Annotated in this window: 13 protein-coding genes; 8 read left to right on the forward strand and 5 right to left on the reverse strand. The window is 45.5% G+C overall.

All coding sequences use genetic code 11. The features are described 5' to 3' along the window. Positions 1-241 precede the first annotated feature (241 nt). Positions 242-769 carry a peroxiredoxin gene (locus ACTXGO_RS04245; RefSeq protein WP_435949720.1) on the reverse strand — a complete coding sequence of 176 codons (528 nt, stop codon included), beginning with the start codon at positions 767-769 and terminating at the stop codon, positions 242-244. 568 nt (positions 770-1,337) lie between these two features. Here ACTXGO_RS04245 and pstS point away from each other — a divergent pair. The 5 genes from pstS (at position 1,338) to phoU (ending at position 6,217) form a co-directional block, all read left to right on the forward strand. Continuing rightward, complete coding sequence (gene pstS, locus ACTXGO_RS04250) at positions 1,338-2,447, forward strand: phosphate ABC transporter substrate-binding protein PstS (protein WP_443543304.1); 1,110 nt, start codon at positions 1,338-1,340, stop codon at positions 2,445-2,447. Positions 2,448-2,499: 52 nt separating this feature from the next. Beyond that, entirely contained in the window at positions 2,500-3,450 is a 951-nt protein-coding gene (gene pstC, locus ACTXGO_RS04255) for a phosphate ABC transporter permease subunit PstC (RefSeq protein WP_443543302.1), read from the forward strand. A gap of 77 nt (positions 3,451-3,527) precedes the next feature. Continuing rightward, positions 3,528-4,424 carry a phosphate ABC transporter permease PstA gene (gene pstA, locus ACTXGO_RS04260; RefSeq protein WP_443543300.1) on the forward strand — a complete coding sequence of 299 codons (897 nt, stop codon included), beginning with the start codon at positions 3,528-3,530 and terminating at the stop codon, positions 4,422-4,424. Between the two features lie 83 nt (positions 4,425-4,507). After that, the gene (pstB, locus tag ACTXGO_RS04265; RefSeq protein ID WP_443543298.1) at positions 4,508-5,416 is read left to right on the forward strand and encodes a phosphate ABC transporter ATP-binding protein PstB; all 909 of its coding nucleotides are present in this window, start codon (positions 4,508-4,510) and stop codon (positions 5,414-5,416) included. 78 nt (positions 5,417-5,494) lie between these two features. Beyond that, positions 5,495-6,217, forward strand: a complete 723-nt coding sequence (gene phoU, locus ACTXGO_RS04270; RefSeq protein WP_435949725.1) for a phosphate signaling complex protein PhoU — start codon at positions 5,495-5,497, stop codon at positions 6,215-6,217. Between the two features lie 146 nt (positions 6,218-6,363). Here phoU and ACTXGO_RS04275 read toward each other — a convergent pair whose 3' ends face one another. From ACTXGO_RS04275 to fadB, 4 genes are all read right to left on the reverse strand, one after another. After that, on the reverse strand, positions 6,364-6,975 hold the full coding sequence (locus ACTXGO_RS04275) for an HD domain-containing protein (protein WP_443573455.1): 612 nt from the start codon (positions 6,973-6,975) through the stop codon (positions 6,364-6,366). 41 nt (positions 6,976-7,016) lie between these two features. Continuing rightward, positions 7,017-7,592, reverse strand: a complete 576-nt coding sequence (locus ACTXGO_RS04280; protein ID WP_317200548.1) for an isochorismatase family protein — start codon at positions 7,590-7,592, stop codon at positions 7,017-7,019. A gap of 233 nt (positions 7,593-7,825) precedes the next feature. Then, entirely contained in the window at positions 7,826-8,998 is a 1,173-nt protein-coding gene (fadA, locus tag ACTXGO_RS04285) for an acetyl-CoA C-acyltransferase FadA (protein WP_317200547.1), read from the reverse strand. 100 nt (positions 8,999-9,098) lie between these two features. Next, complete coding sequence (fadB, locus tag ACTXGO_RS04290) at positions 9,099-11,258, reverse strand: fatty acid oxidation complex subunit alpha FadB (protein ID WP_443543291.1); 2,160 nt, start codon at positions 11,256-11,258, stop codon at positions 9,099-9,101. Between the two features lie 647 nt (positions 11,259-11,905). Between fadB and ACTXGO_RS04295 the strand changes: the two genes are divergently transcribed. From ACTXGO_RS04295 to ACTXGO_RS04305, 3 genes are all read left to right on the forward strand, one after another. Continuing rightward, positions 11,906-12,967, forward strand: coding sequence for a polyprenyl synthetase family protein (locus tag ACTXGO_RS04295; protein WP_443573458.1), 1,062 nt, complete (start codon positions 11,906-11,908; stop codon positions 12,965-12,967). A gap of 43 nt (positions 12,968-13,010) precedes the next feature. Continuing rightward, complete coding sequence (locus ACTXGO_RS04300; protein WP_443573459.1) at positions 13,011-13,829, forward strand: DUF72 domain-containing protein; 819 nt, start codon at positions 13,011-13,013, stop codon at positions 13,827-13,829. Between the two features lie 181 nt (positions 13,830-14,010). Beyond that, a partial coding sequence (locus tag ACTXGO_RS04305; RefSeq protein ID WP_443573461.1) for a metal-dependent hydrolase occupies positions 14,011-14,893 on the forward strand: 883 nt, incomplete at its 3' end.

The following is a 14,893-nucleotide window of genomic DNA, read 5'->3' on the forward strand; positions in this document are numbered from 1 at the left end:
GCTCAACCGTACAAATGGGGCAATTGCTAGGAAAGTCTGAAATATGATACTAGTGAGGCGTGCTACCTAAGTGTAGCTACCTAAGTATATATGCTATTTCTAATGTAGCATGATCCCTTCTAGGCTAGCTCGAATCAGCGATAGACAGTCTTAAAAACCATAAAAAACTGCGTAGCCCTTATATTTAAGGACGACGCAGTTTTTTTTCTTGTGTTTGAGGACTGATATTTGAGACTAGTATTTAAGCATTACTTTTTAAATACTCAAGCATAGTGTCTGCATCTGATACTTCAAACGGATCTATTGGGCAATTGTCGCCAAAATCAGGTTCCTTAAACACTTTTTTGATGGCTTTATTGTCGACAAGCATCGAATAACGCCATGAGCGCATACCAAAGCCCAGATTACTCTTATCAACGAGCATGCCCATTTTGCGAGTGAACTCACCATTACCATCAGGCAGCAAAAAAACGTTTTCGCGGTTTTGCTTGAGACCCCATTGATACATGACGAACGCATCGTTGACAGAAACGCAAACGATTTCATCTACGCCTAACGCCTTAAACTCATCGTAAAGCGCTTCATAACGAGGCAGATGGCTGGTCGAACACGTGGGTGTAAAGGCACCGGGTAGTGAGAACACCACCACTTTTTTATTGGCAAATAGCTCATCTGTGGTTAGGTCATACCAAGTAAATGGGTTATCTCCTCCAATAGAGTCATCACGAACACGAGTTTTAAAAGTCACATCAGGGACATGGGTAATCATTGTTTTCTCCGATTTAGGGTATTGTCTTCTTTTTAAAATACTGCGTTGATATGATAATAGCTATAGCCGTCCATAAGCAAATCTTTAAACTTATATTCACTATATAAGCTAACAAAGTAATGGGCTTGTATTTAGACTTTGTTAGCTGCTCTTGCCTTCTCGTAAACTGCGCCCTCCTCCAAATTCAGCCCTACTCACTCATCTAAATCCCTTTAAATCTAAATCTCTTTAAATCTAAGTACCTTTAAACAAATGCATAAATAAGTGCCTTTTTTATTTGGCATCATTTAAAGGTTATATCGATCCTAGTATTGCCTTTGGCGCTGGCAACTTTTCAGGCTTGTATAGAAACTCTAGAGCGTGTTGAACTTACTTTTCTAGATAAGGGACATGCCCTAACTTCTGTCAATTTTTAACTCTCTTTTGCTTAAATATTATCAATGTCATCAAATTGTCATATTTGCTTGGCATGATGTGCTTATTGATTCACACATCATGCCAAGCATATTCATCACGTTTTTTTGATAAAAGATAATCACTCATAAACCAGTCATTTTTAGGAGCCGTTATGCGTTACTCATTTTTAGTCGTCGCCCTCGCCAGCGTACTTAGCTTAAGCGCTTGTAGTCAGTCAACGAATGATACGGCTGCCGCTCAGAGCAATAATGCTGCTGGCGCTAGCGAAAACGTATCTATGAGTATCACTGGAGCGGGCGCCTCATTTCCGCAGCCTATCTACGCCAAGTGGTCAGACGCTTATAATCAATCGACGGGTGGTCAAGTCAACTATCAGTCGATTGGCTCGTCGGGCGGTATCAAACAAATCATTGCCAATACGGTCGATTTTGGGGCGTCCGATGCCCCTATGACACCAGAGGAGCTAAATGCAGCTGGTCTAATTCAATTCCCAACAGTGATCGGTGGCGTCGTTCCTGTGGTTAATATTAAAGGCATAGCGCCTGGTCAATTAAAATTAGATGGTGACACTTTAGCCGATATCTATCTGGGCAAAATTAGCAACTGGAATGACCTTGCTATCAAAGCCATGAACCCAGATTTGGCGCTGCCTGATGCAGCAATCACTACTGTGTTTCGCTCGGACGGTTCAGGCACGACCTTTAACTTTACCGATTACTTGGCCAAGGTATCTAGCGACTGGAATAACAATGTTGGCGTGGATAAGACTGTCAAATGGCCAACCTCAGCTACGGGCGCAGGCGGTAAAGGTAACGAAGGCGTCGCCAGCTATGTGACGCGTATGAATAACTCAATCGGCTACGTTGAATATGCCTATGCCAAGCAAAACGGCATGTCACACGTCGCGCTCAAAAATGCCGCGGGTAATGTCGTACAGCCTTCTATCGACACCTTTGCCGCAGCAGGTGACATCGACTGGTCACAACAAGAAGGCTTTTACAAAGTCATTACCAATTCTGAGACCGCACAAGCATGGCCTATCGCCGCGGCGACTTTTATTTTAGTGCACAAGCAACCAAAAGATGCGCAGCAAGTCGCAGGCGTCTTAGCCTTCTTTGACTGGGCGTATAGCCAAGGTGATGAAGATGCGCTAGCGCTTGATTATGTGCCCTTCTCTGATAACGCCGTGACGTTGTTCAAAGCGAAATGGAGCGAGGTTGTCGATAGCGAAGGCCAGCCTGTTTACACCTCAAACCTTTAGACGAACACCTAGTCATCTCTATTGTTAAACTTATTAAAATATTGAGACTGTTATGGCAGATCTAAAATTCCAACTGGCAAAACAAAAACGCTTGGATGCAATTTTTGTCACTGCGACCAAAGCTTTTGCTATCTTGGTGCTATTGTCGCTTGGCGGTATTTTACTCTCATTAATAGTGGGCGCATGGCCTAGTATCAGCGAGTTTGGACTTGGGTTTTATACCAGTAATAATTGGGATACGGTCGGCGATCAGTACGGTGCGCTCGCGCCTATTTATGGCACGCTGGTCACCTCCTTTATCGCTATCTGTATCGCGGTGCCTGTAAGTTTTGGTATTGCTATTTTTTTGACTGAGCTATGCCCTACCTTTTTAAAGAAGCCATTAGGCATTGCCATTGAGCTTCTCGCGGGCATCCCTTCTATCATTTATGGTATGTGGGGTTTGTTTGTCTTCGCGCCTTTCTTTGGCGATCATATTCAGCCTTGGTTTATCGAACATATCGGGCCACTGCCTATCATTGGCAAGCTATTTGCGGGTGCACCGATGGGATTAGGGATGTTTACCGCCTCCTTAGTGCTCGCCATTATGATTATTCCTTTTATCGCGGCGACCATGCGTGATGTGTTCTTAGTCGTGCCTGACTTGCTTAAAGAATCCGCTTACGGTATGGGCGCTACTACGTGGGAGGTCATGTTCAAAATCATTCTACCTTATACCAAAACGGGCGTGGTCGGTGGGGTGATTTTGGGTTTGGGTCGCGCCTTAGGCGAGACAATGGCAGTGACCTTTTTGATCGGTAATGCCTTTAATATCAGTCCTAGTCTATTCACCTCTGGGGTCACGATTACCTCAGCGTTAGCCAACGAGTTCGCCGAAGCATCAAGCGAGTTGCACTTAGCATCCTTGTTACATTTAGGGCTGATTCTGTTTGTTATTACCTTTATCGTGCTCTCGATATCCAAATTAATGCTGATGCGTATTGATCAAAAAGCGGGCACTTGAGTTAAATGCATAAGCGCTACAGCCGATAATGTTTTAGAACAAAGTATCACTATTAAACCCAAAAGGATAAATGCCTTATGACCTCAGTGCCTGTGACTACTAAGCCCGCTGCAAGCTTTGATGCTCGCTATAACCAGCATTTATATAACAAGCGCCGCTTGATTAACAAACTAGGGCTTGGATTTGCGCTATTGGCTATGGGCTTTGGTTTATTTTGGCTCTCGTGGATTTTGCTAACGCTTGTCACCGAGGGTGTTCAAGGTCTGGTCACTATGCCCATATTTACGGCAGATACGCCGCCGCCTATGGGCGCAGGTGGTCTGCGCAACGCTATCGTTGGCTCTATGATGCTCGCCTTTTCAGGACTTGCGATTGGTGCGCCGATAGGTATGATGGCAGGCATTTATCTAGCAGAGTTCTCGCATGGCAGTATGTTAGGTAAAGTGACGCGCTTTTTGAATGATATTTTATTATCAGCGCCCTCAATTGTTATCGGTCTGTTTGTCTATGCGCTGATGGTCAAAGGGCAAAGCTTCTCGGGTTGGGCAGGTGCGGTGGCATTAGCGCTGATTGTGATTCCTGTCGTTGTGCGCACCACTGAAAACATGCTCAATCTCGTACCCAATACCCTGCGCGAAGCGGCGTATGCCCTAGGCACACCGAAATGGAAGCTGGTCAGTACGGTCACGCTAAAAGCGGCTAAAGCGGGTCTGACCACAGGCGTGCTCTTAGCTTTTGCGCGCATCACAGGTGAGACCGCGCCCCTACTATTTACTGCGCTGAACAACCAGTATTTTAGTACTGATATGACAGGACCCATGGCTAACCTGCCTAACACCATTTATCAATTTGCGATGAGTCCGTACGACAATTGGCATGCACTGGCTTGGTCAGCGGCACTACTGATTACGGGTACGGTATTAACCTTAAATATTGTCGCACGCTCAATCGGTGGCAGAGACCATACTCGATAGCGCATAACGTTATGGCGCGTTGAGGCGCATTAAAACCTATAGCAACCTTCATTTGATCAAACAAAAAATAGAGAGGTGACACGATGACTGATGTATTGGAAAGAAAAAAAGTGCAGCAAACAGAGACTATCAGCACACGCAATCTGCTAACGCCGTCGATGACCAAAGGTCAACAGCAGCAGCCAGATAAAGCAAGCTTCACGCAGCAAACGATAGCAGATATGCCTGATAACATGCCAGCGGCCAAAATAGCTATTCGTGATTTAAGCTTTTATTATGGTGAATTTCAAGCATTAAAAAATATCAATATCGACATTCCAGAAAAAAAGGTCACAGCGTTCATTGGCCCCTCAGGCTGCGGCAAATCAACGTTACTACGCACCTTTAATCGTATGTATGACTTATATCCAAATATGCATGCAGAGGGTCAAATTAGTCTTGATGGCAAAAATATCTTAGATAAAGATTTGGACGTTAATCTATTGCGGGCGCGCGTCGGGATGGTGTTTCAAAAACCAACTCCCTTCCCTATGTCCATTTATGATAACGTCGCTTTTGGCGTGCGTCTGTATGAGAAGCTGAGCAAGTCAGAGATGAATGAGCGCGTTGAATGGGCACTAAAAAAGGCGGCGCTATGGACGGAGGTTAAAGACAAGCTCAAAGCCTCAGGATTATCGCTGTCGGGTGGTCAGCAGCAACGGCTTTGTATTGCACGTGGGGTCGCCACCAAGCCTGAAGTCCTGCTATTAGATGAGCCAACCTCCGCGCTCGATCCTATCTCGACAGGGGCTATCGAAGAGCTGATTACTGATTTAAAAAACGACTATACCATCGCTATCGTCACCCATAACATGCAACAAGCGGCGCGTGTTTCAGATTATACTGCCTATATGTATCTAGGTGATATGGTAGAGATGGGTGCGACGGATCAGATATTTACCACTCCTGCGCAAAAAGCGACCGAGGACTATATTACTGGTCGTTATGGTTAAATTAATCGTTACTGCTAGCAAAGCTAGTTTTTGCTCGTACCTCCATTGTCGACAATCTATATGACTCAGAGAGCCATTATGCCAATCACTGAAAAACATCTATCCAAAAGCTTTGATAATGAATTACATGACGTGGTCGATTTGTTTATGCAGATGGGACATCTGGCTGCCGAGCAAGTCACCATAGCTACGCGAGCGTTAATAGAAGCGGATGAGCCAGTAGCGAAAAAAGTCATCGCTGATGATCAGCGCATCAATCAGTTAGAGATTACGATAGATGAGCAAATCCTACTCTTGGTTGCCAAGCGCCAACCAGCAGCCAATGACTTACGTCTGGTCATGGCGCTTAGTAAAGGCGTGGTCGATCTAGAACGGGTGGGCGATGAGGCTAGCAAGATTGCGCGCATGGCGTGTCAATTGATCGAAAACGGCGCTTCACCTAGAGGCTATTTGGAGGTGCAACATCTCTCCAATCAGGTGCGCCTTATGCTACTTGATGCTTTGGGTGCCTTTACACAGATGAATCCTCAGCAAGCGTTTTCGGTATTACAAAGCGATGATGCGGTCAATGAAGAATATCAATCAGCCACTCGCGCCTTGATGACTTATATCATGGAGGACAGCCGTCATGTGTCCAAGGTCATCAATATATTATGGGTACTGCGAGCGCTAGAGCGCGTGGGTGATCATGCGCGCAATATCGCTGAATTAGTGATATTTTGTACCAGCGGCAAAGACGTGCGCCATGCTGATTTTGTACAAGTACAACAGATCGTGCAACAAACTACAACTAAGCTTTGATGCTAGCTGCTAGCCATCTAAGTCCGTCAATAGCACTAAAATAGAGCCAAGCTAATAGCGAAAGTGTTTATGAATAGGATAAGCAAAAAGGATATTTTCCTCCCTCGTGCCGCGTCCGATATTATGAAGATGATATCTATCTTGGTTTATCGATCAATCAGCCAGCCTTGCTCAGTTGCATAATCAATTTGTTTGGATAGCCAGTCGTGAATCATCGGGAAGCTATTTTCAATAAATGCATGAGCATTAGCAACCTGCGAACGACTGACACCAAGCTCAAGCCAAGTTTGGCCCTCAGTATTTAGATTGAGTAAAAACGGCAATAGCCGATCGACCACCTTGAGAAGCTGAGCCTCTTTGCTACTGCCCGTTTCTTGCGCCTCCCACACCTCACTTAAATTGGCGATACCATTGCCAGGCTCGCTTTGCAAACGCGCAATACCAGTACGCTCATCGATGTGCGCCTGACTACGAGTGTCAGCGTACAAAAAAGTATCGCCCGCATCAATCTCGCCCAAATCATGTACCAGTGCCATTTTGAGTAGCTGCTCATGATTAACAGCTAACTCAAACGTCTCTGCAATTGACCAACACGCTATGGCTAAATGCCAAGAGTGCTCAGCTGAGTTTTCGCGGCGCGTCGTACCTGTCACGTAACTGCGGCGGTCGACTCGTTTTAGGGCATCTAATTCTAATAAAAACTCTGTTATCTCATCGACAGTAGAAGTTGAGGCAAGTGTTGGTGTTGCTAATGACATAAGTATTCTCAAGCTTTTAGCGATGAATTTAGGTAAAGCCTCTACTTAATTAAATTGCTAATGGTTTTAAACGCCGGATCTTGACTACTACGGCACAGCTCAAACAAAATAGTCTCAACGGTAGTAATTACTCCACCAGCACGGCGAATACGGCGAATAGCTTGTTTTTTATCATAAGGATAGCGCGAACCGACGGCGTCCCCGATGATGACCGGCTGCATACCGTTATCGAGCAGATCAAGCGCCGTCTGTAGGACGCAAACATGAGCTTCGACGCCAAACAGTAAGACAATACTACGATTTTGCTGCGCAAGATGATGCCAAGAATCATCGTTATCACAAGCACTAAAGGTGACCTTTTCAAAGCCCTTAGCATTACTGCCTTCTAATACTTCTTTAACTTCAGGTAGCGTCTCACCCAGTCCTTTTTTATATTGCTCATTGAGCATGATCGGAATGTTTAATGCTTGTAAGCCTTTAATTAAAGTTACCGTCTTTTTGACGATGTTTTCATGATCATAGATGTGCGGCGTTAGACGCTCTTGTACATCGATAATCATAGCCTGCGTATTTTCGCGAGCGATACGATAAGTGCGATCGGTAATCATAGTGGACATAGTACACTCCTTGTACGGCGGTAGCAGTGCGCGACCAGCCAAGCGGTTTTTGAGCTATTTTAAATAATAATTATGCGTCCTCTTATTTAGTCATATTTTGTTGATAGGGTCAATGATGATAATCGCGATTAACAACTTGTCACTCACGCCTGTATATAAAAAAGCTCAATAAAAAAACCCCTAGCCAGAAGGACTAGGGGTTCTTAATAGACTATTATAACTGACTTAAAAGCTTACACACGCTCAATGATAGTAGAGATACCTTGACCTAGACCGATACACATGGTCGCAAGACCGACTTCGGTATCCATCTGCTCCATTGCGTTGAGTAGTGTAACGGTGATACGCGCACCTGAACAACCTAGCGGATGACCAAGAGCAATCGCACCACCATTGACGTTGATGATGTCTTGCTTATCTAGCAAGTTAAGGTTTTTTAGTACTGATAAACCTTGCGCAGCAAAAGCTTCGTTGAGCTCGATAGTCTGCATATCATTGATCTCTAAACCAGCGCGCTTTAGTGCTTTTTGGGTGGCAGGTACAGGGCCATAGCCCATGATCGCCGCGTCACAACCCGCGATTGCCATACTACGGATACGCGCACGTGGCTTGAGACCTAAGTCTTTGGCCTTTTGCGCGCTCATGACGAGCATCGCTGAAGCACCATCAGAGAGTGCTGATGAGGTTGCTGCTGTGACCGTACCCCCTTTAGGATCAAAGGCGGGACGCAGTTTTTGCATTTGCTCTATGGTGGCGTCTGGACGAATCACTTCATCGACCGTGCATAATTGCAAGCGACCTTGCTCATCATGGCCTTCAATACCGATGATTTCATTGTCAAAACGCCCTTCAGTCGTCGCTTCCCAAGCGCGGCGATGCGACTCAAGACCAAAGGCGTCTTGCTGCTCGCGGCTAATGCCATTCATACGACCTAACATCTCAGCAGTCAAACCCATCATGTTTGAGGCTTTTGCATAATGCTTAGAGGCCGCTGGGTTTAGATCGATGCCATGCATCATACCGACGTGACCCATGTGCTCAACGCCGCCAATGATGAAGGTATCACCTTGACCCGTCATAATTTGCGCCGCTGCTGTATGCAAAGCTTGCATTGATGAGCCGCATAAACGGTTGACCGTCTGACCACCAGTGGTCTTTGGAATACCAGCGAGCAGACCAATATTACGACCAATATTCATGCCTTGTTCTAGGGTTTGGTTGACACAGCCCCAGATAATGTCTTCGACGTCATTGGTATCGAAGTCATTGCGCTCTACTAAAGCACGAACCAGCTCAGCTGAAATCGTATCAGCGCGAACGTGGCGAAACATACCGTTTTTGGTTCTACCCATGGCTGAACGCACGCCGTCTACGATGACCACGTCATTTGGACTTAAAGTTGTCATACTACTTTCCTTTTTAATGTTGTGAGTGGCCGTAAGGATCTATTTTTTATAAATGAACAGACTTACGGCACTTATCCTAATACGTTATCTCAAATAGAGACTATGCAGTAGCGTAAAACGTTTCGCCTGCAGCGGCCATATCGCGAATCTTTTGCGGGGCTTCATAAGCTTTGCCAAGGTGCGCGTATTTTTCACATAGTGCCAAGTAGTTATCTAGACCCATCTGGTCGATATAACGGCAAGGGCCACCGCGAAATGGCGGGAAACCAACGCCCATAATCATCGCCATATCGGCCTCTGATGGCGTGCTTACGATATTGTCTTCTAAGCAGCGTACCGTCTCGTTACAAAAAGCAAGCATAGTACGGTCAATGATGGTTTGATCATCAAACTCTTGTTTGTCGCTATCAGTCGTAGTTTTTAGAAGCTCATAAGTGGCATCATCAGCGCTCTTTTTCGGCTTGCCGCGCTTGTCCATCTCGTATTTATAAAAGCCAACGCCGTTCTTTTGACCCAAGCGTTTGTTCTCATAAAGATGCTCGATAGCGCCTTTATAATCAGGCTTCATGCGATCAGGAAACCCTTCTGCCATAACCTCTGCGCCGTGGACACCTGTGTCCAAACCAACGACGTCGATTAAGTAGGCCGGACCCATTGGCCAGCCGAATTTTTCCATGACTTTATCCACATGGACAAAGTCCGCGCCTTGCTTAAGTAGTAAGTCAAACGCACCGAAATATGGGAATAGCACACGGTTAACCAAGAAGCCTGGGCAATCATTGACCACAACAGGCACTTTACCCATTTTTGTCGCCAAGGCAACGGTCGTTGAAATCGCTTCTTCAGAGGACTTTTCGCCGCGAATAACTTCTACGAGCGGCATGCGATTTACTGGATTGAAAAAATGCATACCAACGAAGTTTTCTGGACGATCCAGTGCTTCTGCTAAGTAAGTAATAGAGATGGTTGAGGTGTTAGAGGCGATAATCGCGTCTTCTTTAACTAAGCCTTCGACCTCTTTTAGTACTGAGCGCTTGATTTTAGGGTTTTCGACGACGGCTTCGATAACGATATCAGTATCACCAAAATCACCGTAGTTTAGCGTAGGACGGATACGGCTAAGCGTTTCACCCATTTTGGCTGGAGTCATCTTTTTGCGTTCGACCATTTTGCCAAGTAGTTTGCTGGCCTCACCCATGCCCAAATCTAATTGCTCAGATTTGATATCTTTCATGATGATTGGCAAACCCTTGCTCGCCGCTTGATAAGCAATACCGCCGCCCATAATACCTGCGCCTAATACGGCAGCCTCAGAGATATCGTGTGCCAGCTTGCTGTGCTTTTTGGCAAGTTTTTTGACCAATTGATCACTTAAGAATAGACCGACTAAGCTCTCAGCTTGCGGAGTTTTCGCCGCTTTTGCAAAGTAAGTGGCTTCGACCTCAATGGCTTCGTCGCGTGGCAAGTTCACATGCTTTTCAATCGCTTCGATAGCAAGTGCTGGCGCAGGATACTGCTTAGGATTAGCTTTGGCAAAGATCATTGCTTTAGCGCTATTAAACGCCATCGCTTGCTCAAGTTGATTGAGCTTAACAGGGTTTAGCTTCTCTTCACGCTTGGCTTGCCAATCAATCTCACCTGAGATGCATTTTTTGACCAAGTCAGTGGCCGCATCTTGCAAGTCATCAGCGATAACGACCGCGTCAACGAGACCAAGTTTTAAGGCGTCAACTGGTTTTTTGGGGCTACCCGTTGCAATTAATTCTAGTGCATTATCGATACCGATGACGCGCGTACTACGCACGGTACCACCGAATCCTGGGAAAATACCTAGCTGAGTTTCTGGTAGACCGATGATGGCTTTTTCGCTCATGACGCGGTATTCACAAACCAGTGTCATCTCACAACCGCCACCAAGTGCGGCGCCATTGATAGCAGCAACTTTTGGGAAAGGCAGATCTTCAAAACGGTTGAAATCACCGTTGATTTTGATGCCCCAAGCTTTGATATCTTCTTCTGGGTTTTTGAATGAAGCGACGAACTCTGTGATATCAGCGCCTGCGATAAACACGCCTTTGCTTGAAGTGACAATCAAACCTTTAACATTGTCTGAATTCTCAAGCGCAGTGATTGCTTCGCCAAATTGTTTGTTGGTCTCGGTATCGAACTTATTAACGCTCTCACCTTCAGCGTTGAATTGCATATTAGCAATGCCGTCCTCAGTCATGCTGACCGTGATGCGATTTCCTTGGTATACCATTTGAAACTCCTTGCTACGTTTAAAGCGGTGTGATGAAAGTCACCTAATAAACACGGTAATAGTCATCCGCGACTTATTGGTGATTAGAGTAATAATACAGCCATAAAACCCACTTATACTTATAAATGGGATATTTGGCGTACAACGTGATTATCTTTTATTATTTAACGCACAAAAATTTAGAGCAGCTGTTGCTGTTGATTAGCTTGTATCGCTAACGTGTGCCCTCGGCGGTCTTGTATCGTCAATTAGTGCTCTTGACTGGCTTGTACCGTCAATTAGTGTAGGGGATTGTGCCCCTAACTGTCACAAGCTAAAACCGCACTCGTAAGTCACTCTTAAATAAGACGAGCCGTTTACTTGATCAGCGATATCCTTTATGTGAATACTTGTACACTGAAATTAATTTAATAATACTCGTAATGTGCTTGGCTCTTACCAACAGGCGACCCCTTATCAGAACACATTTACATGACAATTTAAATCGATAATACGTAACCAAAGTTAGCTCTCGCGCGTACCTTATAAAGCGAAATACAATATCCAAAATCTGACGTTATCAAAGCGCTTATACTTGCCCTTATATCTATCATGTTACACTAGCAGCGACAGCTTTTTATCTCTCTATTTAGTGGTTGAATTTACCTATGTCCTCTATACCATCCTTAGCACCTCAATTTGTTCCCTTTAGTAATTTTGATGATTTTTATAACGCGGTGCGCGCGCATTTGGCGCAAGATATTGATACCTTATTTGCCTATGCTAAGCTGCCAAGTCCGCTTAATGACGCTTGTCGCTATGTCATGACAGGTCAGGGAAAGCTTGTGCGCCCACTGTTGGTCGCTAGTAGTTTTGCCAATATTTATGAGGGCGGCACAAAGGATGATGAGAATGTAGTCGGCGCTGATTTGATAAATATTGATTCGATGGATGGCGGTTTGGCAAGCGATGACTCAAAAAACAGCGGCTTAGAAAATATCCTAGATTATGACTCGCGCTATGATATGTGTAGGCGGGCTGCGCTAGCAGTTGAGCTGTTGCATACCTACTCCTTAGTACATGATGATTTGCCTTGTATGGATGATGACGAGCTGCGCCGTGGTCAGCCCACCGCTCATATTGTCTTTGATGAAGCCACCGCACTATTAGCAGGCGATGTACTCCAAACGCTAGCTTTTGAAGTGTTAAGCGCTGAAATACCAACCTTTGCACCCTTTGATGCGACGCTTGCCAGCATGATGTCAGCAGTATTTGCGCCGCGTGCGCGGCGTATGGTGTCAGGACAAATGCTTGATCTCAATGCCGAAGCCCGCGCTAGTATCACCCAAAGTGAGTTAGAAGCCATTCACCGTGACAAGACAGGTGCGCTGATAGAAGCCGCTATGCTCATGGGTGGTATCTGTGCCGGTGCGACCGCGCAAGAGCGTATGGCACTACAAGACTGCGCGCAGCACATTGGGCTGGCCTTTCAAGTGCAAGATGATATTTTGGATGTGACTGGCAATACTAATGATTTGGGCAAACCTGCTGGCAGCGATGAAAAACTAGACAAATCCACCTACGTCAAACTCATGGGCGTAGACGCTGCCAAAGACTACGCGCAATCGCTCTTCGATAACGGGCGCAGCGCTATTACTCGTGAGCTAATAGACGATAACAGCAACGCCCTGTTAGCCCTTATAGAATGGTTGTGGGCTAGAAAAAAATAGCCTTATAAATGTCAAAAAACTAAATCATCGAAGAGTGGTTAACATGGACAAGCGCTCTACTCCTACCATTTATCTTGGCACTGGCGGCTATAGCGATACGGACTTGCTAGGCACACTTTATCCTCAAGGCACCAAAAAGACTGACTTTTTGCGGGAGTACGCCAAGCAATACGGCGCGGTGGAGATTAACAGCACCTTTTATGCGCCTATCGGGCAAAAGGCTTTTGCGGGCATGGTCAATAAAGCTTATGTGCAAGCAGATAGTGAGCTTAAATTTGCAGTCAAATTGCATCAAGACTTCACTCATGCTAGACGCGGCACAGCGGAACATGCTGGGGCTTTTCTCACCGCCTTAACGCCACTCATTGAAGCCGATTGCTTAGCGCCATTATTATTGCAATTCCCGCATGGCTTTGATCGTACGCGCGAGCATAGGCTGTATCTTGCCAATCTCGTCAGCTGGTTTGGCGGGTATCCGCTAGCGGTCGAGTTTCGTCATAATGGCTGGCACACCCCGCAAGTGGTCGATAGCTTTACAGAGCAAGGTCTCATTTGGTGTAGCGTCGACTACCCTAAGGTCAATGGTCTACCGCCTTCGCGATTGATATTTACCCAGCGCACTGGCTATCTGCGGATGCACGGCAATAATACGGGCTGGTGGGATGCGATGAGTGCGAGCGACCGTCATGATTATCGCTACACTGAGGCGGAAATGCAGGACTGGGCACAAGCGATCGCCAATCAGCGCCAGCATTTCGATACGTTATATATCTTCTTTCAAAACACCGTCAATGCGCATGCTTATTATAATATTGCGATGCTACGAGAAGCGCTGGGTAAGTTTGGGTTTGAAGTATTGTAGGATTATAAACATAAGCTCTTTGTAGGCTGTGGCTTTAGCCCAGCAAACCACTATGCAAATTCATATTATCCGAAAACAAAAATTGATTTTAAAAAATAACTATAGATGAAAAACTAATTTTTAAATACTTACAACCCACAAACCTATTCCTAAAATCTTCTGAAAGAGCCAGTCAAAACCAATGGATTCACTCAGTCAAATCGTCCTAGGTGCGAGCGTCCAAGGCGCACTCCTCGGTAAATACCAAGGTCGCAAAGCCTATCTATACGGTGCAATGCTCGGCACGCTACCAGATTTGGACGTACTTATTCGCTACGGTGATCCCATTAGCAACATGACCTACCATCGCGGTTTTAGTCATTCGCTCATTGTCCTAACTGCTGTCGGATTAATCGGCTCATGGTTGATTACTCGCTATCATCAATGGCACGGTATACCTCTGCCCTACTCGGGTAAACGCTTAGCTGCTGCCATGACTTTAGCACTGACGACCCATCCGATCTTAGACAGCTTTACCGTTTATGGCACACAACTACTGTGGCCATTGCAAGAGTCGTTAGCGCTGACCCCTTTTAGCATTGCCTCCATTTTTATTATCGATCCGCTTTATACTTTGCCGCTGCTTATCGCCATGATTATTGGAATCATAAAGGGGCGTAATCTTGGTATTTTTAAAAAAGGTTTACTCGCAAATTGTCAGCGTTTTGCGCTGTGGATGCTCGTTGTCAGTAGTAGCTATTTATTATTATCGCTAGGTTTAAAATATTATGCTCAAGACAAAGCTAAGCAAACGCTAGCAGCGGCTAATATCAACAATATCACTCGTATCAAAACCATGCCTATGCTGCCAACGATTCTGATGTTTCGATCCGTCGCTGAAGATGAGCAAAATAGATTGATTGAAATACGCGGTAGTGTCCTAGATAGCCGTTTACCTGAGTATCGTTATCTGACGCAATATGATAATTCTCAGAATCTACAAGCAAACTTGCCAGCGTCTAGCCAGCATTATGCCAATCGGCTTGATTGGTTCTCTGGAGATTGGACAGGTTATCGAACACAAA

The sequence above is a fragment of the Psychrobacter sp. T6-1 genome (assembly GCF_052258445.1).